This window comes from Pseudomonas sp. G3-19 (assembly GCF_054855875.1).
The window spans coordinates 5539424-5563720 of record NZ_JBMPIQ010000003.1; the positions used below are offsets into that span (position 1 = coordinate 5539424).

28 protein-coding genes are annotated in these 24297 nt (G+C 59.4%); 26 read left to right on the forward strand and 2 right to left on the reverse strand.

Translation table 11 applies throughout. The features are described from left to right. The first annotated feature begins 100 nt into the window (after positions 1-100). Positions 101-1111: an RNA polymerase sigma factor RpoS gene (gene rpoS, locus ACOYXI_RS25155; protein WP_007964304.1), complete on the forward strand. Its 1011-nt coding sequence runs from the start codon at positions 101-103 to the stop codon at positions 1109-1111. Between the two features lie 611 nt (positions 1112-1722). Here rpoS and fdxA read toward each other — a convergent pair. Both fdxA and mutS read right to left on the reverse strand, forming a co-directional pair. Then, on the reverse strand, positions 1723-2046 hold the full coding sequence (fdxA, locus tag ACOYXI_RS25160) for a ferredoxin FdxA (protein WP_003222178.1): 324 nt from the start codon (positions 2044-2046) through the stop codon (positions 1723-1725). A 163-nt stretch (positions 2047-2209) separates the two neighbouring features. Beyond that, a complete protein-coding gene (gene mutS, locus ACOYXI_RS25165; protein WP_027611048.1) occupies positions 2210-4792 on the reverse strand; it encodes a DNA mismatch repair protein MutS in 2583 nt (860 codons plus the stop codon). A 209-nt stretch (positions 4793-5001) separates the two neighbouring features. Here mutS and ACOYXI_RS25170 point away from each other — a divergent pair, with 209 nt between their 5' ends. From ACOYXI_RS25170 to ACOYXI_RS25290, 25 genes are all read left to right on the forward strand, one after another. Then, a complete protein-coding gene (locus tag ACOYXI_RS25170) occupies positions 5002-5736 on the forward strand; it encodes a LexA family transcriptional regulator (protein ID WP_461675581.1) in 735 nt (244 codons plus the stop codon). A 511-nt stretch (positions 5737-6247) separates the two neighbouring features. After that, a complete protein-coding gene (locus ACOYXI_RS25175; RefSeq protein WP_134785551.1) occupies positions 6248-6652 on the forward strand; it encodes a tail fiber assembly protein in 405 nt (134 codons plus the stop codon). 49 nt (positions 6653-6701) lie between these two features. Continuing rightward, positions 6702-7124: a tail fiber assembly protein gene (locus ACOYXI_RS25180; protein ID WP_103367843.1), complete on the forward strand. Its 423-nt coding sequence runs from the start codon at positions 6702-6704 to the stop codon at positions 7122-7124. 265 nt (positions 7125-7389) lie between these two features. Continuing rightward, positions 7390-7818: a phage tail assembly chaperone gene (locus ACOYXI_RS25185; RefSeq protein WP_256662074.1), complete on the forward strand. Its 429-nt coding sequence runs from the start codon at positions 7390-7392 to the stop codon at positions 7816-7818. A gap of 145 nt (positions 7819-7963) precedes the next feature. After that, the gene (locus ACOYXI_RS25190; RefSeq protein ID WP_003222183.1) at positions 7964-8305 is read left to right on the forward strand and encodes a phage holin family protein; all 342 of its coding nucleotides are present in this window, start codon (positions 7964-7966) and stop codon (positions 8303-8305) included. Positions 8306-8377: 72 nt separating this feature from the next. Then, positions 8378-8899 (forward strand): hypothetical protein, encoded by a 522-nt coding sequence (locus ACOYXI_RS25195; RefSeq protein ID WP_285374796.1) that lies wholly within the window; start codon positions 8378-8380, stop codon positions 8897-8899. Between the two features lie 3 nt (positions 8900-8902). Then, positions 8903-9511 carry a phage baseplate assembly protein V gene (locus ACOYXI_RS25200; protein WP_461675430.1) on the forward strand — a complete coding sequence of 203 codons (609 nt, stop codon included), beginning with the start codon at positions 8903-8905 and terminating at the stop codon, positions 9509-9511. Positions 9512-9525: 14 nt separating this feature from the next. After that, entirely contained in the window at positions 9526-9858 is a 333-nt protein-coding gene (locus ACOYXI_RS25205; RefSeq protein WP_003222189.1) for a phage baseplate protein, read from the forward strand. After that, entirely contained in the window at positions 9855-10850 is a 996-nt protein-coding gene (locus ACOYXI_RS25210; RefSeq protein WP_134785553.1) for a baseplate J/gp47 family protein, read from the forward strand. Before ACOYXI_RS25205 ends, ACOYXI_RS25210 begins: the two co-directional genes overlap by 4 nt. Continuing rightward, positions 10847-11482: a phage tail protein I gene (locus ACOYXI_RS25215; RefSeq protein WP_134785554.1), complete on the forward strand. Its 636-nt coding sequence runs from the start codon at positions 10847-10849 to the stop codon at positions 11480-11482. Before ACOYXI_RS25210 ends, ACOYXI_RS25215 begins: the two co-directional genes overlap by 4 nt. Beyond that, entirely contained in the window at positions 11483-13954 is a 2472-nt protein-coding gene (locus ACOYXI_RS25220) for a phage tail-collar fiber domain-containing protein (RefSeq protein WP_461675431.1), read from the forward strand. Between the two features lie 11 nt (positions 13955-13965). After that, positions 13966-14394 (forward strand): phage tail protein, encoded by a 429-nt coding sequence (locus ACOYXI_RS25225; RefSeq protein WP_461675432.1) that lies wholly within the window; start codon positions 13966-13968, stop codon positions 14392-14394. A 101-nt stretch (positions 14395-14495) separates the two neighbouring features. Further along, positions 14496-14681 carry a hypothetical protein gene (locus ACOYXI_RS25230; protein ID WP_007964321.1) on the forward strand — a complete coding sequence of 62 codons (186 nt, stop codon included), beginning with the start codon at positions 14496-14498 and terminating at the stop codon, positions 14679-14681. Positions 14682-14683: 2 nt separating this feature from the next. Continuing rightward, positions 14684-15850 carry a phage tail sheath protein gene (locus ACOYXI_RS25235; RefSeq protein WP_047291938.1) on the forward strand — a complete coding sequence of 389 codons (1167 nt, stop codon included), beginning with the start codon at positions 14684-14686 and terminating at the stop codon, positions 15848-15850. Beyond that, positions 15850-16356 (forward strand): phage major tail tube protein, encoded by a 507-nt coding sequence (locus ACOYXI_RS25240; RefSeq protein WP_016985055.1) that lies wholly within the window; start codon positions 15850-15852, stop codon positions 16354-16356. Before ACOYXI_RS25235 ends, ACOYXI_RS25240 begins: the two co-directional genes overlap by 1 nt. Before the next feature lie 232 nt (positions 16357-16588). Further along, the gene (locus ACOYXI_RS25245; protein WP_145597702.1) at positions 16589-17170 is read left to right on the forward strand and encodes a phage tail assembly protein; all 582 of its coding nucleotides are present in this window, start codon (positions 16589-16591) and stop codon (positions 17168-17170) included. Between the two features lie 128 nt (positions 17171-17298). Next, entirely contained in the window at positions 17299-19545 is a 2247-nt protein-coding gene (locus tag ACOYXI_RS25250) for a phage tail tape measure protein (RefSeq protein WP_461675433.1), read from the forward strand. Beyond that, positions 19545-19928 carry a phage tail protein gene (locus tag ACOYXI_RS25255; RefSeq protein ID WP_461675434.1) on the forward strand — a complete coding sequence of 128 codons (384 nt, stop codon included), beginning with the start codon at positions 19545-19547 and terminating at the stop codon, positions 19926-19928. The genes ACOYXI_RS25250 and ACOYXI_RS25255 overlap by 1 nt, the downstream gene beginning before the upstream one ends. Beyond that, on the forward strand, positions 19921-20133 hold the full coding sequence (locus tag ACOYXI_RS25260; RefSeq protein ID WP_096795852.1) for a tail protein X: 213 nt from the start codon (positions 19921-19923) through the stop codon (positions 20131-20133). Before ACOYXI_RS25255 ends, ACOYXI_RS25260 begins: the two co-directional genes overlap by 8 nt. Before the next feature lie 9 nt (positions 20134-20142). Further along, the gene (locus tag ACOYXI_RS25265) at positions 20143-21171 is read left to right on the forward strand and encodes a phage late control D family protein (RefSeq protein ID WP_210558064.1); all 1029 of its coding nucleotides are present in this window, start codon (positions 20143-20145) and stop codon (positions 21169-21171) included. A 158-nt stretch (positions 21172-21329) separates the two neighbouring features. After that, positions 21330-21914 (forward strand): phage tail terminator protein, encoded by a 585-nt coding sequence (locus ACOYXI_RS25270; protein WP_134785557.1) that lies wholly within the window; start codon positions 21330-21332, stop codon positions 21912-21914. After that, positions 21911-22090, forward strand: a complete 180-nt coding sequence (locus ACOYXI_RS25275) for a DUF2635 domain-containing protein (RefSeq protein WP_027611066.1) — start codon at positions 21911-21913, stop codon at positions 22088-22090. Before ACOYXI_RS25270 ends, ACOYXI_RS25275 begins: the two co-directional genes overlap by 4 nt. Beyond that, positions 22090-23586 carry a phage tail sheath subtilisin-like domain-containing protein gene (locus tag ACOYXI_RS25280; RefSeq protein WP_041072261.1) on the forward strand — a complete coding sequence of 499 codons (1497 nt, stop codon included), beginning with the start codon at positions 22090-22092 and terminating at the stop codon, positions 23584-23586. Before ACOYXI_RS25275 ends, ACOYXI_RS25280 begins: the two co-directional genes overlap by 1 nt. 67 nt (positions 23587-23653) lie before the next feature. Further along, a complete protein-coding gene (locus ACOYXI_RS25285) occupies positions 23654-24001 on the forward strand; it encodes a phage tail tube protein (protein ID WP_007964335.1) in 348 nt (115 codons plus the stop codon). Beyond that, positions 23998-24294: a phage tail assembly protein gene (locus ACOYXI_RS25290; protein WP_003222226.1), complete on the forward strand. Its 297-nt coding sequence runs from the start codon at positions 23998-24000 to the stop codon at positions 24292-24294. The genes ACOYXI_RS25285 and ACOYXI_RS25290 overlap by 4 nt, the downstream gene beginning before the upstream one ends. The last annotated feature ends 3 nt before the right edge of the window (positions 24295-24297 follow it).

Genomic DNA, 24297 nt, shown 5'->3' on the forward strand with positions numbered 1-24297 from the left:
GGCCAGCCTGTTCCGTCGCGTAGAGGGGACAGGCTCCAGCGCTGCCAAGGATAAAGGCGTCGCTTGAGCTTGGGGTCGAACTCACCAAAGGACTATAACAATGGCTCTCAGTAAAGAAGTGCCGGAGTTTGACATCGACGATGAGGTTCTCCTTATGGAGGCCGGCATCGATTCGGAATCTTCGATGTCGAATGATGAAGGGGCTGCTCCACCTTCCGTTCGTTCCAAATCCAGACAATCCGCTTCACTTAAACAACACAAGTACATCGACTACACTCGGGCACTCGATGCCACGCAGCTGTATCTCAACGAAATCGGCTTTTCACCACTGCTCTCCCCGGAGGAAGAAGTTCATTTTGCGCGTCTGTCGCAAAGTGGCGACCCTGCCGGGCGCAAGCGCATGATTGAAAGTAACCTGCGGCTGGTCGTGAAGATCGCCCGGCGTTACGTCAATCGGGGGCTGTCGCTGCTGGATCTGATCGAAGAGGGTAATCTCGGCCTGATCCGCGCAGTGGAAAAGTTCGATCCCGAGCGCGGCTTCCGCTTCTCGACCTACGCGACCTGGTGGATTCGTCAGACCATCGAGCGCGCGATCATGAATCAGACCCGGACGATCCGGTTGCCGATCCATGTGGTCAAGGAGCTCAACGTGTACCTGCGGGCGGCACGGGAGCTGACGCAAAAGCTCGATCACGAACCTTCACCTGAAGAAATCGCCAACCTGCTGGAAAAACCGGTGGGCGAGGTCAAGCGCATGCTCGGCCTGAACGAGCGGGTTTCTTCGGTCGACGTCTCGCTGGGTCCGGATTCGGATAAAACCCTGCTGGACACCCTGACGGATGACCGTCCGACCGATCCATGTGAACTGCTGCAGGATGACGACCTGTCGCAGAGCATCGATCAATGGCTCTCGGAACTGACCGACAAGCAGCGCGAGGTGGTCGTACGCCGCTTCGGCCTGCGCGGCCATGAGAGCAGCACGCTGGAAGACGTAGGCCTGGAGATCGGCCTGACCCGGGAACGGGTGCGGCAGATCCAGGTGGAAGGCCTCAAGCGCCTTCGCGAAATCCTCGAGAAGAATGGCCTGTCGAGCGAGTCGCTGTTTCAGTAAGCGCCTCACACGCCTGCCGCAAGAAGCCCCGACTGGTTCGGGGCTTTTTTATTGCTCGGATATTGGCTGATGACTGTCTGTGGCGAGGGAGCTTGCTCCCGCCGGGTTGCGCAGCAACCCTAAAGGTTCATGAGCGCTGCGCACTCAAGCGGGAGCAAGCTCCCTCGCCACAAAGTTCATTGCCGGACAAATGGTCAGCATTTCCATCGTTTGTAGTCTTGCGGTGTAAGCCTTGGCTTACTCTTTCGTAAGCGTTCCCCATTTTTGCAGGACGGTAGACGTCGACTACTGCCGAGAGTCGTATTTAACCAATTGATTTATATGCTTATTTTTTAATATGAAGTGCTTATTACAGCGATTTTCATCCCGCCGGGCCGATTGCTCTCGGCAGGGAACTCTCTAGTATCAGCACTGTGTCGACGGACAGACACGCCCTTCAGGGAAGAGGGGAACGGACATCGCAGGACGCGATTCATCAGGACGATGAAAAGGAATACAGGGAATAGGGAAAAATGTGGGCGGGTCATACCGCCCCTTTTTTTGCCTGTAGAAAAGTAAAATCCGAAAAAGCAAAAAGGCCCGCAAGGGGCCTTTTGGTAACGCGCGACAGATCAGCGTTCGAGGTCTTTGATCTTGCCTTTGACGCCATCCCACTCTTCGGCATCCGGCAGCGATTCTTTCTTCTCGGTGATGTTCGGCCAGATTTCAGCCAATTCAACGTTCAGTTGAATGAACTCCTGCATATCCTCCGGAACTTCGTCCTCAGAGAAAATCGCGACGGCCGGGCATTCCGGTTCGCACAGGGCGCAGTCGATGCACTCGTCCGGGTGAATCACCAGGAAGTTCGGGCCTTCGTAAAAGCAGTCCACCGGACAGACTTCTACGCAGTCGGTGTACTTGCACTTGATGCAGTTGTCGGTGACGACGAAGGTCATTTCTAATTTTCTCCTCAGGCGGCGGCAGCGTAGCCCCTTCACGGTTGGGGTCGCCAGGTTCGGGAGCGATGTCTGCCAGCCAGGCTATTAGCCAGCAGCATCCCAAACCGCGCGAGATTCTAACAGCTTGAAGCCGTTTGCGTTATATCCGGTTCTTTGCTGCTTAGATCCGGTTCTTAAGTGCATATAACAATTCGAGCGCTCGACGCGGGGTCAGGTCATCGAGATCCACTTTCGCCAACTCATCGAGCACTGGATGCGGCAGGCTGGCAAACATGTCGCTCTGCTGCGGGACCGCCGGTTTGCCTTTGACGGCAGGCTTGGGCGCTTCATGCGGCAATGCGGTGTCTTCCAGTCGGCTCAGGTGCTCCCGGGCCCGCACGATCACTTCACTCGGCACGCCGGCCAGTTGCGCCACCGCCAGGCCGTAGCTCTGGCTGGCAGGCCCCGGCAACACATGGTGCAGGAACACGATGCGCTCGTTGTGCTCGGTGGCGTTGAGGTGCACGTTAGCCACCAAAGGTTCGGCTTCCGGCAGCACAGTCAGTTCGAAATAGTGCGTAGCGAATAGAGTATAGGCACGCAGATGCGCCAGACGCTCGGCGGCGGCCCATGCCAGGGACAGACCGTCGAAGGTGCTGGTGCCGCGACCGACTTCGTCCATCAGCACCAGGCTGCGCTCGGTGGCGTTGTGCAGAATGTTGGCGGTTTCGCTCATCTCGACCATGAAGGTCGAACGGCCGCCGGCCAGGTCGTCGCTGGAGCCGATCCGGGTGAAGATCCGGTCCACCAGCGACAACTCGCAACTGGCCGCCGGCACGAAGCTGCCGATATGCGCCAGCAGCACGATCAATGCGGTTTGGCGCATGTAGGTGGATTTACCACCCATGTTCGGGCCGGTGATCACCAGCATCCGGGTGTTGTCATCCAGGCTCAGGTCATTGGCCACGAACGGCGTAGTCAGCACCTGCTCGACCACCGGGTGACGCCCTTGGGTGATGCGCATGCACGGCTCGCTGACAAAACGCGGGCAGTTCAGGTCAAGGTTCAGCGCACGTTCGGCGAGGTTGCTCAGCACGTCCAGCTCGGCCAATGCGCCGGCAGTGTCCTGCAGCGGTGGCAACTGGCTGATCAGGTCTTCCAGCAGCGCCTCGTAGAGCATTTTCTCGCGAGCGAGGGCACGGCTCTTGGCCGAGAGCGCCTTGTCTTCGAATTCTTTCAGCTCGGGCGTGATGAAACGCTCGGCGCCCTTGAGCGTCTGGCGACGGATGTAGTCTGCCGGAGCCGATTCCGCCTGCTTGCTCGGCAGTTCGATGAAGTAGCCGTGAATACGGTTATAGCCAACTTTCAGGTTGGCCAGACCGGTGCGGGCCTTTTCCCGGGCTTCCAGATCGATAAGGAACTGGCCGGCGTTTTCGCTCAGCGATTGCAACTCGTCGAGTTCGCTGTCGTAACCGGTTTTCAGCACGCCGCCGTCGCGGATCACCGCTGGCGGGTTGTCGATGATGGCTTTTTCCAGCAGCGCCGCCAGTTCCGGGTAGGTGCTGGTGGTAGTCGCCAGGCGTTGCAGGTGCGGTGCTTCGAGGTCGGTCATCGCCACTTGCAATTGCGGCAGGGCACCGAGGGCATCGCGCAGGCGAGCGAGGTCACGGGGACGCGCATTGCGCAGGCCGATACGCGCGAGAATCCGCTCGATGTCGCCGATTTCCTTGAGCTGCGGCTGCAGCTTTTCGAAGCGATAGCCGTCGAGCAAACAAGTGATCGAGGTCTGGCGCGCCAGCAGCACGGTCAGATCGCGCAGCGGACGGTTCAGCCAACGGGTCAGCAAACGGCTGCCCATGGCGGTCTGGCAGCGATCAACCACCGATTGCAGGGTGTTGTCGCGACCACCAGCCAGGTTAGTGTCGAGTTCGAGGTTGCGGCGGCTCGCGCCGTCGAGCACCACGGTGTCGTCCAGACGCTCATGGCGCAGGCTGCGCAGATGGGGCAGGGCGGTGCGCTGGGTTTCCTTGGCGTAGGCCAGCAGGCAACCGGCGGCGCCGATGGCCAGGGTCAGGGTTTCACAACCGAAGCCTTTCAGGTCTTGTGTGGAAAACTGCTGGCAGAGACTTTTCAGCGCCGAATCACGCTCGAAATCCCACGGCGCACGACGACGCACACCACGGCGCTTTTCCGCCGGCAGGTCTTTCGGCCAATCGTCCGGGATCAGCAGTTCCACCGGGTTGACTCGCTCCAGCTCCGCCAGCAGGTTTTCCCAGCCCTTGATCTCCAGCACAGTGAAGTTGCCGCTGGTAATGTCCAGCACCGCCAGACCGAACAGACGCTCGTCGCCTAGCACGGCGGCAATCAGGTTGTCGCGGCGTTCATCGAGCAGCGCTTCGTCGCTGACCGTGCCCGGGGTAATGATCCGTACCACCTGACGTTCTACCGGGCCCTTGCTGGTGGCCGGATCGCCGACCTGCTCGCAGATCACCACCGACTCACCGAGCTTGACCAGTTTCGCCAGGTAACCTTCCGCCGCGTGGTAAGGAATCCCGCACATCGGGATCGCTTGCCCCGCCGACTGACCGCGCGCGGTCAGAGTGATGTCGAGCAACTTGGCCGCCTTCTTCGCGTCTTCATAGAAGATCTCGTAGAAGTCGCCCATGCGATAGAACATCAGCTGATCCGGGTGCTGATTCTTCAGGCGCCAGTATTGCTGCATCATCGGGGTGTGGGAGGACAGGTCGGAGACGGCTTTATTCATCGGATTGTCAGGTAACTCGTTAAATGATGTAGGGCAAAAGCGAGGGCAACCGCCGGGCTTTTCCGCGATGGGCGCAAGGTTACCATGGGCGGTCGGCTCGACGCAGGCATGACGGCCGGCTGACACTTTTTGCGTTTAATTGTGATTTATGCATGATTTATGCAAATCAGCATTTGTCTTCGGAAAAAACTTCAAGCACTATGCGCGTTATGCAAAAACGCAACGTATCCTCCGTCTTAAGAGCACTGCTCGACCAGCACGGGATCTCCCCAACGGAGCTCCACCGTCGCACCGGCGTGCCTCAATCAACGCTCTCGCGGATTCTCAGCGGGAAGATCGTCGATCCTTCGGATAAAAATATCTCGAAGATCGCCGAATACTTCAATGTGAGCACCGATCAATTGCGTGGCCGCGCCGATGTCGCGATCGCGACCGGTGGCGCGCGCGATGACGTGCATGCGGAACTCAAGGACATAAGCCTGTGGGACGACGATACCCCTGTCGATGACGACGAGGTGTCGGTGCCCTTTCTTCGTGAGGTTGAATTGGCTGCTGGATCAGGAAGATTCGTCATCGAAGAGAGCGAACGCTCTAGCCTGCGCTTCGGCAAGCGCAGCCTGCGCCACAACGGTGTGCAGTTCGACCAGGCCAAATGCGTGACGGTGCGCGGTAACAGCATGATGCCGGTGTTGCGTGACGGCGCCACGGTCGGAGTCAATGCCGGCAAGTGCGGCATTGGCGATATCATCGATGGCGATCTGTACGCGATCAACCACAACGGTCAGTTGCGCGTGAAGCAGCTCTATCGTCTGCCGACCGGCATCCGTCTGCGCAGCTTCAACCGCGATGAACATCCGGACGAGGACTACAGCTTCCAGGATATGCAGGACGAGCAGATCGTCATCCTTGGTCACGTCTTCTGGTGGGGCATGTACGCTCGATAGGTACTCCCCTTCGCATAAAACCCGCCTCATGGCGGGTTTTTTTTCGCCTGAACAAAACCCTCGGCGCCTTGATTTATGCGGTCTGCATGCGTCCGTGCATTTCTCGCGCATAAATAAATGCATTTATGCATTGACTGTATATGCATCCATGCATATTCTTGCCACCAAGCCGCTCGACAAAGCGGCTGGCAACAACAGCTCTTTAGTTCCACAAGAACAGGCAGCGATGAACCGGCCTCAACGGTTCAGAGGGTTGGCAACTGACCCGGGTGTGCAGCGTAAAGCACCAAGAGCAGTTATCCGGCGGGCAGGGACCGCGGTCGGAAAAACAATTTGAATGGACTCGTACCGCGCCAGTAGCGCCGAAAAGTCAGCTTCCTTCTCGGATACAGGATTTGAAGGAAGGCGAAGGAGCGCATTACTGAAAAGCCCGGCTAAGTGCCGGGCTTTTTGGAATGCCTGCCAGATCCATCACGACATTCATCGCTAACACCGCACAAAGGAAGACTAAATGAATCTCTATGCACTGGTTGAATACAGCAAAGTTACCCAGCTCAAGGAAAGTGAAGTCAGCCCGGAAGCACCTGCTTCGCCAACTTCGTTTTGGGTTGATGTAACAGGTAATACACAGATTCGCGTCGGTTGGGGCGCAACATTCGATGGCGTCTGGACATTCACGCCGCCCTCCGAGCAAGACCTGCGCGATGAAGCGCAGCAGCAGAAATGGCAATTGCTGAATGTTGCCGCTGGCTGGTTGCTGCTCAACTCCCTGAATTACAAAGTTGAGACCGACGTTGCCACCCCGGCAGAACAAGCCCTGCTGCTGACGCACAAGCAATATTGCATCGCCGTCAGCGACATCGATAAACAGCCGGGTTATCCGGCAACTATCGTCTGGCCAGTCGCCCCGTACTGACAGACATGACAAACAGCGTTCGCTGGTAATCAATAAAAAGGAAGTTGGAATGAATCGTTACGCACTTACAACGACAGTAATGGGTTACACCGTGATTCTTCAGATCGTCGAGTCTGAGGGCGCGGCACCCGCTGTTCCGGCAAATGAACCTTTTGCCCAATGGCGCAACATCACCGGTAACGACATTGCGCAACCGGGAATGAAAATCAGCTGGGGGCCTTTTGGCGATGAGTATGTTGAGACAACTCTCCTCGAGCAACAGATGACCACCAATGGCCGCATGCAACAACGCTTTGACGCAGCCGGGCGCTGGTTGATGTTCAACCCTTTGCAATACAAGCTGGATCTCGGCATCGCCACTGCGGCAGATGAGTCGGCATTGGTTGCCTATAAGCAGTACTGCGTTGCCGTCAGCGAAGTTATCAACCAGAACACCTTCCCGACAATCAACTGGCCAGTCGCCCCGTTCTGATGCGAATGCGTTAACGCGCCTGCCTCTTAGAGCGCATTACTGAAAAGCCCGGTCTCACCAACGGGCTTTCGAAATGCCTGCCTGATTTCTGTAGCTACCCCAAAAGAACATGCGTTGCTACTGGCTCACAAGCAGTATTCCATGGCTGTCAGCGACATTGAAACAGTCCGGCTATCCGAAAAAATCATTTGGCCTGTTGCGCCTTACTGAATCTTTGGCGCATCGAGAACTTTGTCTCGGCCCATTTTGTTATAAGGAAATATTCATGAAGAAATACGTTTTCATTGAGATGAGCAATATTGCTGCGTATTCCAAGGCGGTAATGATTCAGGTCTCTGAGGACCAACCTGTCATCAATCCCCCGGGCATATCCGGCGGTTGGTACGGATTTGCAATTGAAACCGTTGTTCAAGTGGGCTGGAAGGCTACATACGGCGCGAATGGCTGGGAGTTTTCTGAGCCCACTTATCAAGACCATGTTGATCAGGTAACGCTGTTTGTACGACAGCGGCTCGGCGTAGCCGCTGGCTGGCTTGATATCAACCCGGTCAATTACAAGGTGAATCTCAGTGTTGCCACGCCAGAGGAAGAAGCCGCATGGCTCGCTTATCAGCAATATTACATTGCAGTCTCCGACGTGAAAAAACAGGCTGGCTATCCCTACACGATTGACTGGCCAGTGGCTCCGTTCTGATTCAGGCATAAGCGTTAACCCCGTCAGCGGGAGCGCATTACTGAAAAGCCCGGCCTCAGTGCCGGGCTTTTTGGAATGCCTACCTGAAGAGACATCGCTTGAACCCAACACACAACACTCATCAACTAGAACCAGGAGGCGTGACATGACAAACGAGCAACAAGCGTTGGCGGACATGCCGATCTGGCTGGTCATCCTCCTTGCCGTGGTGGGCGGGGTGTCCGGCGAAATGTGGCGCGCCGACAAGGAGGGCGCCCGTGGCTGGTCATTGCTGCGGCGTCTGGCCCTGCGCTCCGGGGCCTGCATGATCTGCGGCGTCTCGGCGATCATGCTGCTGTACGCCGCCGGGCTATCCATCTGGGCCGCCGGTGCCTTCGGTTGCCTGACCGCCATGGCCGGGGCCGACGTGGCCATCGGTCTGTACGAACGCTGGGCCGCCAAGCGCATCGGCGTCTGCGAAGTTCCCCCGCCGCGCGATCCCCAGTAACTCAACACTTTCCTGCCTCGCTGCAACTGATGCGGCGGGGCTGCGCGTGGACAATTGAAAAGGAGGTCATGCATGCCCGCACCGATCCAGCAGCCTTCGCAGCTGTTCACGGCGATGGCGACAACCTTGCGCAACAGCGCCGGCCTGAATCTGCAGGTCGGCAATCATGACGACTTCACGGCACCCGGCGCTCAGGCCTGGGCATTGATCGACTTCGACCGTAATGCACCCGGTGCACGTGCCGCTGACGGGCGAATTGCCCACGTCATGACGGTATCGCTGCAAGTCATTCCGGCACTTTCTGCGAGCGCATTTGCCGCCTGCGATCTGATCGCGGTGCTGAAAAACCTGATCACCGACAACCGTTGGAGCCTGCCCGGCGATCAATGCGATTTGCCGATGAACATTGATGGGCTGCCGTCAGTGCTCACACGCGCCGATCAGCAATACAAGGCTTGGACCCTGACTTTCACCCAGACCCTCTATCTCGGCCCGACCTTGCTCGACGACCCGCTCGGCACGCCGAAATTCGCCCGTACCTGGGAAGTCAGCGACATCGACGACCCCGACCAATACACCGCGCTGGAGGCCTGACCGATGTTCGACGCACTACTGCGCATGCAACTGGGGCCGATTATCGAGCGGCTGGCCGAGATGGAAGCGGAAATCGACGACCTGCACCGCCGCGCCGAGAGTTTCTGTCGCATCGGTGTCTGTCAGACCGTCGATGCCGCGAGCAACACCTGCCAGGTCAGCCACGGTGGACTGCTCACACCGGCGATCAAGTTTTTCAACCCGAGCGCCGGAGCGCAGAGCGAGTCACGAATTCCCAGCGTGGGCGAGCAGTGTCTGCTGCTCAACTACGGCAGCGGTGAAAGTGGCGCGCAAAGCGTGGCGTTGTTTGGTTTGAACAGTGACCGCTTTCCACCGACGGCAACGGTACCGACGCTGACGCGCCGGGTGCATGTCGACGGCACTGAAAGCGGCTACGACGACGCTACACACACCCTGCACTGGCAGAACGGCCCGGCCGCATTCAGTGGCTCTCGCGAGTCGCTTGCACTGAGCATCGGCCCGGCGCAACTGACGATGACGCCACAGCTGATCAGCCTGCAACTCGGCGCCGTCGGCCTGAGCATTGACGCCTCGGGCGTGCACTTCAGCGGCCCGTTGGTGGATCACCAGGGCCGCGTCATCAGCCCCTGAATCAAGAGCTTCCCATGATCGGAATCGATAGAGACTCCGGGGCCACGGTCGACGACTGGCTGCAGTTTGTGCAGCGCGCGACCCGGGCCCTGACCACGCCGCTGGGCACCCGGCAAAAAAGGCCCCTTTATGGCTCGCTGATCCCCACGCTGCTGGGGCAGAACCTCGGTGACGACGTTCTGCTTCTGGCCCAGAGCCACGCGGCTCAGGCGTTCTACAACGCGCAGAACGGGATCAGCGATTTTCAGCCGAGCGTGATCGTCGCCAGCCGTCAGGGCGCAGGTCTGCTGCTGCGTTTCGCCGGCACCTGGAAAAACCGTCAACAGACCTTCGAGGTAGTGACATGAGCATGTTGATCCCCGGCCAGAACCAATTGGCCGAACCGGCGCTGATCACCGTCGACGCCTTCGAAGACCTGCTCGCCGAGTTCAAGACCTTCGTCGTCGAGTACGTCGGCGCCCGAGCGCCCGAAAGCGCGGCGAAACTCAAGACCAGCCTCGACAACGAGAGCGAACTGCTGACCCTGGCGCTTGAGGCTTTCTGCGTGCGCCTGCAAACCCACGAACGCAAATACAACGCCCGCATCAAGCAGATGCTGGCGTGGTGGGCGACCGGCAGCAACCTCGATGCACGGCTGGCGGACATGGGCCTGGAGCGACAGTTGCTCGATGCGGGTGACCCGGCAGCCTTCCCGCCAATACCACCGATTTATGAAAGTGATGACGACGCCCGGCTGCGCTATTACCTGGCGCCGCATGCCCCGGCAGCGGGCTCGCGAATGCAGTATCGCCGCGAGGTATTCACCCTCGGTGAACGGCCAACGGTGAAGGTCGAATCCAGCGATGCTGGCGTGGTGAGTGTCACCTACACCTTCAACCCTGATGGCCTTGCGGCACAGGTCAAGGACGGCAACGGTCGGCGTACTGCGCCGGGCGAAGTGCAGGTCACGGTGTTGTCGCGAGACGGCGATGGCACTCCGTCTGCAGCGTTGCTGGATGGCGTTCGTCAGCACTTCGCCCGCCCTGATGTGCGACCGGAAACCGATCTGGTCACGGTCAAGGCAGCCGACATTCAGCGCTACAAGATTCGTGTCGTGGCCAAGATCAATTCCGGTCCCGATTCGGGCCTGACCAAAGTCGCCGCGCAACAGCAATTGCAGGCCTACGCCGACAGTTGCCATCGCCTCGAAGGGCGGGTCGATCCGAGCTGGATCGACTACACGTTGCACAGCGCCGGCGCCGTACAACTGCAGATTCTTGAACCGCTGGCGCCGATCGTCACCACTGCGTTTCAGGCACCGTACTGCACGGCGGTCGAGGTCGAGGTGCTGACGCTATGAATGAGCCAACGCATAGCCCGACGTTGCTGCCGGCCAACAGCTCGGCACTCGAACGTGGATTGGATCTGGGCTTTGGCGCACTGCTTGATCGCATCGCGCCGCCGTTCCCCGAACTGATGAACCCGAGCGAAACGCCGGTCGCATTTCTGCCGTATCTGGCAGCGGATCGCGGTGTCGCCGAATGGAGCACCAGCGCACCGGAAGCGGAAAAGCGCCTGACCGTCGAACTGGCCTGGCCCACCGCGCGGCAGGCCGGCACTCGCAAGGCGCTGGAGAACGCGGCCAAGGGTTTGCAACTGCGCCCCGAAGTCCGCGCCTGGTACGAACAGACGCCTCCCGGCGTGCCTTACAGCTTCAGGGTGCGCGCTTTCAGCGATCAACCCTACAGCGCAGAAATCGACGCCCGTCTCGACCGGCGTCTGGCTGATGCCAAGAGCGAGCGGGACATCCTTTCGGTGACGGTTGGCTTGAGCGCGTTCGGCAGCCACTCCATCGCCGCCGCGACTTTCTGCGGTGAGCTGACGACGGTTTATCCGGTGTTCATCGAAGGGCTCGAAACCTCTGGCGAGGCGTTCATGGCCGCCGCGATGTACACCGTCGAAACATCCACTATTTATCCTCAGGGGGCCTGAATGGCTGACTATTACACCCTGCTCACCAACGCAGGGATTGCCTACGAAACGGCGTGCAAGGCCGCGGGCACGCCGATCAAGTTGACGCAGATTTCCGTCGGCGACGGCGGCGGCTCGGTCTACAACCCGGCCGCAACCGCCACTGCGCTGAAACGCGAAGTCTGGCGCGGGCCGCTCAATGCGCTGTTCCAGGACGAGAAGAATCCGAGCTGGCTGCTCGCCGAAGTGACCATTCCGCCCGATGTTGGCGGCTGGTATGTGCGAGAGGCCGGGCTGTGGACTGACACCGGCATTCTCTACGCCATCGTCAAATATCCGGAGTCATTCAAACCGGTTCTGGCTACTTCGGGTTCGGGCAAAGAGTTCTACATTCGCTCGATTTTCGAGACCAGCAATGCATCCCTGGTGACGCTGCTGATCGACGACACCGTGGTCAAGGCCACCCGTGCCTGGGTCATGAGTTATCTGGCCGAAGAACTCGGCAAACTCGATGGCAAGCAATCGGTGCGCGTTGCGGCCTCCACCAACATCGTGTTGAACGGTGCGCAGCAGATCGACGGTGTCGCCGTGATTTCCGGCGACCGTGTGCTGCTGGCGAACCAGACCCTGGCCAAGGACAACGGCCTGTGGATCGTGGCTAACGGTGACTGGGTGCGGGCGACTGATGCCAATACCAGCGCCAAGGTCACGCCGGGCCTGACGGTCATGGTCGAGGAGGGTACGGCGAACGGCGATTCGCTGTGGCACCTGACCACGAATGCGCCGATTACCCTTGGCACTACTGCGCTGACGTTCAAGATGTTGGCGGGGCGCACAGGGATTGCTGCCGGCACTTACAAGAGTCTGACCGTTGATGAGTATGGTCGGGCGACTGCCGGGGCCAATCCTGAAACGCTGGCCGGGTTCGGGATCAAGGATTCCTACACCAAGGCTGAAGTCGAAGCTTTGATTGCCAAGGCATCGGCGTTGCCTGTGGGTTCGATTGTTGCGTTCCCGGTGGATGCACCGCCGCCGGGTTTTCTGGAGCTGGATAACAGCGTCAAGAGCAGCGCGACTTACCCGGACTTGAGCGCTTATCTGGGCGGCAAGTTTGATAAGGGTGATGAGGGTGTCGGGAATTTCCGTTTGCCGGAAGCGCGTGGGGAGTTTTTGCGCGGTTGGGATCATGGGCGGGGAGTCGACTTGGGACGTCAAGTCGGTAGCTTTCAGGCTGATGATTATAAAAGTCACAGTCACCGGTACTTTGACAGCGTAGCTGCAAACATTGACCCTTTTGGGGGTACGAGCGCTGGAGTTGTTAACGGTGTCGTAACACCTCCCGCTACGGGTGGGTATCTGGCAACTTCAGGGCCTGATTCAAACAATTTGACGTCGCCCACAACTACCGTCAATGCAGGGGGAAATGAAACTCGCCCCCGCAACATCGCTATCATGTGGTGCATCAAAGCCTGGAACGCCCCGGTCAATCAGGGAACCATCGATGTAGCCGCACTGGCCAAGGAAGTCGAACGCCTCAAATCCGCGGTTCCGGTGGGTGCTATTTTGGCCTTCCCGACGGGGATCGTTGCGCCCGGTTATCTGGAGCTGGATGGCAGTGTGCAGAGCATTGCGACCTATCCGGATTTGGCGGCGTTTCTCAGTACCACTTACAACAGGGGCGATGAGGGTTCCGGTAACTTCCGCTTGCCGGAATCACGCGGTGAGTTCTTGCGTGGTTGGGATCATGGGCGCGGGGTGGATGCGGGCCGAACTTTGGGGAGTTGGCAAAAAGGTACTTTGCAGTCCTTTGACCCATCTAATGTTAACCCCGCAGTTTCCGGTCTCTGGCACAACACCGCATCGGATGCGGATATAGGCAAGTTACACGGCCTTGATCCGCATACAGCTTTGGACTATTCCGTCAGTAACGCAGTTTTCACCACGGGCTCGACGCCGGTAAATGCAAGTGCTTTAGGTGTGTCTCGCCCTCGCAACATCGCTGTCATGTGGTGCATCAAAGCGTGGAACGCCCCGGTCAACGAGGGAAGCATTGATATTGCCGGGTTGGCCGTTTTGGCGCAGCAAGCGACTGAGTTCCATCAAGGTACGGCGAAAGTTGCCACGCAAACACAAACAGAAGACGGTGTTGATGACACGACAATCGTCACCCCAAAAAAGCTACGTTTTGGATTTTCAGCAAGTTTTACCTCAAACGGCTACATCGTTTTCCCGAAGTGGATGGGAAGTCTCATTATGCAGTGGGGGCTCTCTCCGGCCGTTGCTTCGGGTGCATTAAATACTCAAGCGTTTCCATTGGCCTTTCCTGTGTTCCCTTTCGCGGTGCTGATCAATTACGCCGATGGTGCAACACAAGTCGGTGCTGGACGTGGCAGCCCTTGGCAGCTTGGTAATTGGACTAAGACAAATTTTAATTGGTCGCATAGCGGTACATCGGCGACGGCCCAGTTTTACTGGTTTGCGGTTGGCCGATAGAGGAAAAAAATATGCGTTACTACAGCAAGTCGACAGGTTGTACCTATCTTGAAGGTATTCACAAAGAGATGCCGGCAGACGCAGTATTGATTACTCAATCACGGTTTGCCGAGGTTTTGGGCACATCCAGTCCTGGCAAAGTTCGCAGCCATGACTCGGAGGGGCTCCCAATTTGGGTTAATCCGCCAGAGCCCACGGTAGAAGTATTAGCTGCCGAAGAGCGTGTGTGGAGAGATTTGGAGTTTGAAAGAGTCAAATGGTTACGTGAGAGACATCGTGACCAAGTCGAAATTAATCAGCGGCCTACTCTAGCTCCAGAACAGTTCAGCGAACTCCTGTTTTTCCTTCGTAGCCTGCGTGATTGGCCACAATCGCCCGATTTTCCATCCAAAGATTCACGCCCGGTAGTACCGGCCTGGATCGCCGAACAGCCCGAATAAACGCCCCGCACTCCGGCGCGTTTTCTTATCCGCCCAATACATTCAACACCCGCCAAAGCCCCTCCCCACGAGGGGCTTTCCCGTTTATGGAGAAACGAAAAATGGCAACCCGCCAAACCTACACCGTGCTCGTTCCATTCCCCACCGGCGGTGGGCACTGGTCGAGCGTCGGTCAAGACCTGGATCTGCTCGACGTCGAGGCCAGTGCCCTGCACAGCGCCGGTCGACTGGAACTGAAAACACCCTCCACCCAGGCCAAAAAGGCCGCTGCCAAGAAGGCTGACTAACCATGGCTGAGGTTTTGAACTTCGAGCACAACGGCATTACCGTCAATGCCACCGAATCCCCCGAGGCCATGGGTGGCCTGGGTGACAACGTCATCGGTCTGGTCGGCACCGCGCCGAAAGCCGATCCGCTGATTCCGCGCAACGCACCGTTCCGCATCAACAGCTTCACCACCCACGCGCTGCTCGATCCGACCGGCGCTGAAGAAGGCACGCTGTATCACGCGGTTTACCAGATCCTCAAAGTGGTCAAGGTGCCAGTGTACGTGGTGATCGTCGAAGCGGGCGCGACCCCGGCCGACACCGTCAACGCAGTGATCGGCGGTGTCGATCCAACCACCGGCCGCAAGCTCGGTCTGGCGGCACTGGGCAGTGTCCCAGAAGACCTGACCATCATCGGCGCGCCAGGCTTCACCGGCACCAAAGCGGTGGCCAGCGAGTTCGCCTCGTTCGGCAAGCGCATCAAGGCCCGTGTGGTGCTGGACGGCAAGGATGCCTCGGTCGCAGATCAAGTGACTTACAGCCAGGAACTGGGCGGCGCCGATCTAGGCTTTGACCGTTGCCTGGTGGTGCACAACATGCCCGCCGTGTACTCGAAAGCCGCGAAGAAAAACGTGTTCCTCGCGCCGTCCAGCCTGGCGATTGCCGCGCTGGCCAAGGTCAAGCAGTGGGAGAGCCCGGGCAACCAGGTGACCTACGCCGAAGACGTGTCCCGGGTCGTTGAATACAACATCCTCGACACCTCCACAGAAGGCGATCTGCTCAACCGTTACGGCGTGAGCTACTACGCCCGCACTGTGCTCGGCGGCTTCTCGCTGCTGGGTAACCGCTCGATCACCGGCAAGTTCATCAGCTACGTCGGCCTCGAAGATGCGATCAGCCGCAAGCTGGTCAAGGCCGGTCAGAAAGCCATGGCCAAGAACCTGACCAAGTCGTTCATGGATCAGGAGGTCAAGCGCATCAACGACTGGCTGCAGACCTTGGTCGCCGACGAAACCATTCCTGGCGGCAGCGTGTACCTGCACCCGGAACTCAACAGCGTCGAGAAGTACAAGAACGGCACCTGGTACGTGGTCATCGACTACGGCCGCTACGCGCCGAACGAACACATGGTTTATCAACTCAACGCCCGCGATGAAATCATCGAGCAGTTCCTGGAGGACGTTCTCTAATGTTTACCAACCGCGTAAGACAGGCCATCGCGGCCACCCTGCAGGGCCTGCCGTTGTCGGCGACTGTTGAGGAATTCACGCCACCGAAGATCGAATTCGACGTGGAAGAAATGCGTGGCGGCCGCTTCATCGTCGAAGAAATGGCCAAGGGCGGCAAAGCGCTCAACGCCAAGCTGACCCTGCAGGGCCTTGGTGCCGAAGTCATGCTCGCACTGGGCGTGAAGCTCGGTGATGACATCCTGCTGAACGTGCGTGAAGCCGGTCAGGATCAGGATGGCAACACCTGGTTCACTTATCACACGGTCGGCGGCAAGCTGAAATCCCTTGAAGAAACCGCAGTGAAAATGGGCGAGAAACCCAAGACCAACCTGGAGCTGTCCTGCCGCACTTACAACCGCCTGGAAAACGGCGTACCGGTGATCGACATCGATGTACGCACCCAGAAGTTCGTGCTCAACGGCGTCGACATCCTCGGTGATGCGCGTCGTGCGGTGCTGATGCCGTAACCCCGTAAGCAAGCCCTTCACCAAAACTTGTGGGAAGGAGCTTTTGTGGTGAGGGGATTCATCCCCGATGGGGCGCGAAGCGGCCCCAACATTGAGTTGGCGATTTAGCGGATACGCACCCATCCAATGCCCGGGCTGCTACGCAGCCCATCGGGGATGAATCCCCTCGCCACAAAGGCTCCGTCTCCCAAGTGCTGCAACACCCCCTCAAGAATCACCAAGGAATTCATACATGTCGTGGATGCCACCCCAGCATGACCTGCTGTCGCCGATCACCGGCGACGACGGCGCGCAGATCGAACAGATTCAGCTCAAGCCGCTGTTCTACGCCGCGCAGAAAGAAGCGCTGGAACGCGCTGGCGATGATGAAGACGATCAGTTCTTCGAACTGGCGCTGCTCGCCACCGGCCTGTCGGTCAAGGAACTCGACCAGCTGAAACGCCCGGACTACGTGAGCATCGCCCAGTACGTGCACGAGATGTCGACCCGTCCGGCGTCGTACTTTCTGGAGCAGGTCGAAGACGCGGAAAAGTCCGACGATCCTGACGAAGTGCAACTGCTGCAACCGCTCGCCGTGACCGGCCGCACCGTGACCTCGCTGTCGCTGGAAATGCCGGCACTGCGCGCCACCAAAGTGATGAAGAAACTGAAAACGGCCAAGGAACGCGCCGAGTTCATCACCGCGCATTGCACCGGCCTGATGATCCCCGATCTGGCCCAGCTGAGCGTCCCTGACTGGACCCAATTGCAGGTGCGCATCGACGATTTTTTAAACCAGCCGGCGGCCTACTTTCGGAACGCGACATCGAAGTAATCCTCGATATCGTCCCGCTCATTTACCCGGTAAGTGAAGCGGAGATTCTGGAATGGGACGCCGAAAAGGCGTTGCGCCGCTACGACATAGCGATCACTCGCCTTGGCGTGAAACAGGAGTAGAGCGGCATGGCAGAGAGTAAATATGCGCTCGCATACGCCGGTGAGAGCAGCGACACAACGGGCGCAATCTTGCCCGACAACATCGGCAAATCGCTGCAGGATCTGAACCTGACACTGTCCCTGGCAAGCGTGGATATTCGCTTGCTGACTCAGGAGCAGATCAAGCTGCGCGAGCTGCTGGTCAGCCAGCAATCGTTGTTCAAGGTCGTCGCGGCGGCGCCAGCCGCCAACAGTGAGCCGAAGTCAAAACTCAAGGCGGAAATCGAGCAGCGTCCGCCACCGAAAAAGCTGCAATCGGCGATGGCTAACGAGACCGCGCTGGTTGAGCTCAATCAGTTGATTGGGCTCAACAAAGACCAGCTTCAAGCGCATTCAGAGCAAACCCTCGAACTCGCGACTCAGCGATCAGTTGCAGCCAGTGGCGCGACGGGGGCGGATCTGTTGCAAGTCCAGCAGATCGGGGCGCGATCTGGTATTGCCGATGGCGCCAAGGGTGATCAGCGAGCGACAGAGCTAAGAGCGTATTCCGGCGATGCGGCGATCAATGCCACAGCCTTCCGGATTGACGTCAAGGCTGCGGGGGAAATGCTCGCGGTCTGGCGTTCCTCCTTGAAGCTGGATCGATACCAGGGACAGGATCTGGCCGATGCGGTCAGTTACCTGGGCAGCAGCGGTCTGGATGCCAAGCCTGCCGATATCGGCGCGGTCGTTCAACGCTCTGGCGAGAGTGCTGTGGCATCGGGAATGACACCGGAACAGGTGGCAGCGTTCGCCACTGCGCTGTTGAACAGCGGGGCCGACAAGGACGGTGCCAGTGCGGCATTGAAGAGCTTCACGTCGGTTTTCGGCAAAGGAAACGCGGCGTCAACTGAACAGCGTTCGGCGATGACCCGGTTGCACCTGGACCCCGACTCGTTACCTGAGAAGATGCGCACGGATGCGCCAGGTGCCATTGATTCGGTGCTCGCGGCGCTCAGTAAACAATCCGTACCCGAACGTGCAGCCACGGCGAAGACGCTGTTTGGCGAGAGCAGTACCAGCATTCTTGAGTTGTTGAAGAAGCCCGACGACGTCAAGACAGCCTTCACGCGAGTGTCCGACAAGCACCAATATGCAACCTCGGAGCTGGGTTCCGGCGGCGGTGCTGCGACGAAAACGGCCGAAGCCTTTGGCGATACGTCACAAGGGCGCTGGAATGCGCTGGATGCGAGTCTTAATCGCTTGTCGACTGCGGTGGGAAATGCACTCGCGCCCGTGACTGACGCGCTGGCAGTGTCGCTAACGGCTGTGGTTAATGGCTTGAGTTCAGCTGCTGAAGCACTGCCGTTTCTGGCGGCTGGCCTCACACTTGCCGGTGTGGCCGCCATGCCGTTCGTCGGCGGTGTACTGAAGACCGGGGTCGCCTCGGTGCTGGATGCGGTCAACTCGAAACTGTTGCGTCTGGCGACGGCGCGATTGCCCGCCGATATTGCCGATGTGATCAATGGCGGTGACGACGGCGGCGAGGGGCCTAAAAGAAAGCGCTCCGGTCGACGCGCACCTTCCCGCGCGCGGTCTCGTGCTCCTTCCTCTGGCGCTGGTCGAGGCGGACGTTTGAGCACGATGACGGCCAAAATCGCCCCGATGTTTGACGATGCGATAACCCGCGTGAAAATGGTCGGCGAGATGGCCAAAAGCATGCGCCCGAGTTGGCTCAGCGGCGCGACTGCCAAGCTCATGCCGCTGGTCGAGGGCGCCAAATCCAAGCTTCTACCGCCGCTGGTCAAATCATTGCCCGCCTTCAAGATGGGCGCGCCGCTGGCGATCGGCCATGCCGCTTACGCAGGTTTGAAGGGCTGGCGTGACGGCGATGATCAAGCTGTCAAAGGTGCTGCCGGCGAGTTGGCTGGAACTGCGATTGGCGCCACGATCGGCACGTTCATTGCGCCCGGTATCGGCACATTCATCGGCGGCACTCTGGGCGGAATGCTCGGCTCCTATGTGGGGGAACAATGGGGTAAACCTGCCGAGGACAAACTCGCCCCCCCCGCGCAAGTGGCTAAGGATCTGTCCAGCGCTCAGACGCCACTCCCCAATTACACTTACTCGCCGTTAGTGCAGATCAGCGGCAGTGATGCGCTCAACGCCGAAAAAATCGGCGATGTGGTTTCGCAGGTCATGCGTAACCATTTCGATACCGCATTCACACCCGCCTTAGGCGCCAGCGCACTCGCCACCCGCCGTGACGCAGCCCTCACAGATGGAGTCGCCTGATGAAACAACAAATGGCTTTAGGCAGTTTCATCTTCGGCCTTTCGCGTGACTTCGCCTACAGCACGCTGGGGCGAAAGTCCGACGGTGGCTGGAGCGACATCCAAATCCTGACCAGCAAACCCAAGTCCAGTCAGACCGGGCAAAAACCGGAAACCCTGACTATCACCGGCAAGTCGATGTACGCCGTTGCCATGAATCGGCTCGACGAATTGCGCGCCTTGCAGGCCCAGCGTATCCCGCTGCCGTTGATCGACGGCATCGGTCGCAACTGGGGCCTGTGGCGAATCAACAATATTCAGGAAAACCAGAGCCAGGTCATCGATGACGGCACGGCAATGGTTGTCGACTGGGTCATCGAACTAGCGGAGTTCAACAATGCGTAAGGTCCGAAGCGTGGCCGGTGATTCGGTGAATCTGCTGCTCTACCGCGAAACCGGGCGCAGTGATGACGCCGCCGAAGAAGCTCTGTGGACACTCAACCCGACCCTGGCCGAACACGGCCCGATCCTGCCTGCGGGCGTCTGGGTCACGTTGCCGGAACTCGACTCGAAACCGGCCACGATCAAACCGCTCACGGCCTGGGATTAAGGAGGTTGCATGACACTGGGTTTCACCCCGGCGGTAAGACTCTACGGGGCCCATTCGGCCCTGCTCAATCAACGCCTGATCAGTTGGGAACACATCGACGCTGCCGGTTTCGAGTCCGATCAACTGACGTTGACGATTGATCTTGAAGGCCTCGAAGGGCTGCCGGATCTGGGCGGGAAAATCGGCCTTGAGGTCGGTTATCTGGAGTCGGGAATGGTCGACAAGGGCCAGTTCAAAGTGACGCGCCTGACGCCGACGCTGTTCCCGTTCCGCCTGACGCTGGTGGCCACGGCGGCGCCGTTCAGCAAGGATGATGAGACGGGCTTCAAGCAACGTCGCACGGCCAGTCATGGCCCGACCACCTTGGGTGCGCTGTTTCGCAAACTGGTGTCGAGCCATGGCTTTTCACCGCGCGTCGCGCCCGAGGTGGCGATGATCAGAATCGAGCACGTCGACCAGTCCAACGAAACCGATATGAGCTTTCTGACGCGCCTGGCGAAAAAGTACAACGCGGTGACCAAACCCTACAACGACGTGTACGTGCTGGCCCGTCCCGGCCAGACCAAATCGTTGTCGGGCCAGGTGCTGGCGGACGTGACCTTGTCGGTGACCAGCAACAACCGTCCCGGCGATCACGCGTTCGTCAGCGCCACGCTGGAGGAGTCTGCCCGCGAGCAGACCAAGGGTTGCAAGACCTGTTTTTGGGATGGCGCTGCAGGTGTGTTGCGCTGGGTTGAAACGGGGCTTGCGCCGTTCAAGACCCTGCGCCAGAAACAACCCAGCGAAGCCGATGCGATCGCCGTCGGCGAAGGCGAAGTGCGCAAGATGCTCCGGCAAAAATACAAGGTGAAAATCACCTGCCCCGGCAATCCACTGCTGGCCGCCGAAGGCCTTGTGCTGCTCGATGAGACCTGGCCGGACTTCATGCGTGGGCGCTGGTCGATCGAAAAAGTCACCGCCAGCGGCAATCGCGAGAACAGCTATCGCTGTGTGATCGATGCCGCGTGCCTCGACCCGAAAGCCGAAGCCAAGGACTGATCTCACACCCACGAGTCCCCTGTAGGAGTGAGCCTGCTCGCGATAGCGGTGTGTCAGGCACATTGATTGTGAATGTGGCACCGCCATCGCGAGCAGGCTCACTCCTACAGGGGATTCGCGGTGTTTTCTGCAACTCATTTCAACTCTGGAACACCACCATGAAGATCACCCCGATCCTCACGCAGCTGCGTGCGCAATGCCCAAACCTTGCCAACCGCATTGCGGTGGGTGTCGACCTGGCGTTGCTGCAAGGCAATGCCGATCTGCCGACACCCTCGGCCCATGTTCTGCCCCTGGCGGATCTCGCCAGCACCAGCACCGCACAAAACCTCACCGCGCAACCGATCCGCGACCGCTTCGAAATCGTCCTGGCGCTCGACGCCAGCGACAGCACAAAAGCGCTGGATCTGTTGCACGACCTGCGCGCCGAACTGTGGCGCGCGCTGGTGGGATTCAAACCGGGCACCGACTACAGCGCCATCGTCTACGACGGCGGCGAGATGGTCTCGATCAACAGCAGCCGGGCCTTCTATCGGCTGCGCTTTTTTACCGAGTTCCAGCTCGGCCGCAATCTGCCGAGTCAGCCTGCGGAGAGTTGGCACGAACGTGAACTGGACGGTTTGTCGTCCTTTACCGGGGTCACCGTGCGGGTCGATGCGATCGACCCGGCCGACCCCAATCTGAAACACCCGGGCCCTGACGGGCGCGTGGAACTGACTTTCTCTGGAGACGTAACCCCATGAGCAATCGCATCACCGTACTGCCGGCCGCTGGCCGTGCCGTGCCTGACCCGGAAGCGGGCGATCTGCTGCCCAAAGAAGGCCGTGAAGTGCTGGACAGCGCCTGGTGGCGCCGACGTCTGGCCGACGGCGATATCACTCTAAAAACCGTAAAAGTCAAAGCACAGGGAGCCAAATAATGGCGATCGGATTCAGCAACATCCCCGCGGACATTCGTGTACCGCTGTTCTATGCCGAAATGGACAACTCGGCCGCCAATAGCGCGACTTCGGCCATGCGCCGTTTGATCGTCGCTCAGGTCAACGACAACATCGCCCCGACCGAAGTCGGCAAACTGGTGCTGGTCTCCAGCGTCGCGCTGGCAAAAAGCATCGGCGGTCAGGGCTCGATGCTCGCCTCGATGTACGAGACCTTCCGCAAGGCCGACCCGATCGGCGAGATCTGGTGCCTGCCGCTGCACAACACTGAAGGCGCCATCGCCAAAGGCGTGCTGACCCTGACTGGCACTGCGACTCAGGCTGGCGTGCTCAACCTGTACGTCGCTGGTGTGCGTGTGCAGGCCACCGTGGTCAACGGTGCCACCGCTGCTCAAGCGGCTACCGCACTGGCACAGAAAATCAACGCCACCGCCGATCTGCCGGTGAGCGCTGCGGCTGCCGAAGGCGTGGTCACTCTGACCGCCAAATGGACCGGCGACAGTGGTAACGACATCAGCCTGCAGTTCAATCGCCTGGGCAAGAGCAACGGCGAAGAAACCCCGGCCGGCCTGACCACTGCGATCACCGCCATGACCGGCGGCGCCGGTGTACCGGACCAGGTCGCAGCCGTGGCTGCACTGGGCGACGAGCCGTTCGAGTTCATCGCTCTGCCGTGGTCGGATCTGTCGACCCTCAATACCTGGCAAGCAGTGATGGATGACAGCACCGGTCGCTGGTCCTGGGCCAAGCAACTGTTCGGTCACGTCTACAGCGCCAAGCGCGGCACCGTCGGCACCCTGGTTGCTGCTGGCCAGGCACGTAACGATCAGCACATGACCATCCAGGCGCTGGAGCCGGGCGTACCGCAACCGTTCTGGGTACAAGCTGCCGCACTGGCTGCGCGCACCGCGGTGTTCATCTCCGCCGATGCCAGCCGTCCGACCCAAAGCGGCAGCCTGCCGGGTGTTGATCCGGCGCCGGCCAGCGAGCGATTCACCCTGACCGAGCGTCAATCGCTGCTCAACTACGGCATTGCCACCGCGTACTACGAAGGCGGTTACGTGCGCATTCAGCGTTCGATCACCACCTACCAGAAGAACGCTTACGGTCAGGCTGACAACTCCTACCTGGACAGCGAAACCATGCACCAGTCGGCGTTCATCGTGCGTCGTCTGCAAAGCGTGATCACCAGCAAGTACGGCCGGCACAAACTGGCTTCCGACGGCACCCGTTTCGGCGCCGGCCAGCCGATCGTCACTCCGGCGACCATTCGCGGCGAGCTGATCGCGCAGTACGCCAAGCTGGAACTGGAAGGCCACGTGGAGAACGCCGAGCTGTTCGCCGAGCACCTGATCGTCGAGCGCGACGTGCAGGACCCGAGCCGCGTGAACGTGCTGTTCCCGCCGGATTACATCAACGGTCTGCGCGTGTTCGCACTGCTCAACCAATTCCGTCTGCAATACGACGACGCGGCCTGATCGCCGCGTTTGGCCGTAAGCATTCAGCCCACTCCGGTGGGCTTTTTTATTTGAAGGGAGTAACACCATGGGTCAAGTGATTGCAGGCACCTGCTACGTCAAAGTCGACGGTGCACAACTGACTATCAACGGCGGCTGCGAAGCCCCGCTGATGGCCGTCAAACGCGAAACCGTCGTACCGGGTTTCTACAAGGAAACCGACGTCGCGCCGTCGTTCAAAGTGACCGCGCTGCACACCGCCGACTTCCCGCTGAAGAAGCTGATCGAAGGCACCGACATCACCGTTACCTGCGAATTCAGCAACGGCAAAGTCTACGTGCTGGCCGGTGCCTATCTGGTCGAAGAGCCGGTTTCCAAGGGCGACGACGCCACCATCGAACTGAAATTCGAAGGCATCAAGGGGACCTGGCAATGAGCGGCGCCGTGAAGCTTCAGGTTGCGATCGAAGCTCACGGCGAGCCCCTGACCGAACTCGTCCTGCGCCGTCCGACGGTGCAGGAAGTGCGAGCGATCAAGGCGCTGCCGTACAAGATCGACAAAAGCGAAGAAGTCAGCCTCGACATGGACGTGGCGGCCAAATACATCGCCGTGTGCGCCGGCATCCCGCCGTCGTCGGTCAACCAGCTCGATCTGGCTGACCTCAACGCGCTGAGCTGGGCCGTTGCGAGTTTTTTCATGAGTGCGGCGTCGGAGCCATCACCGACCTGATCG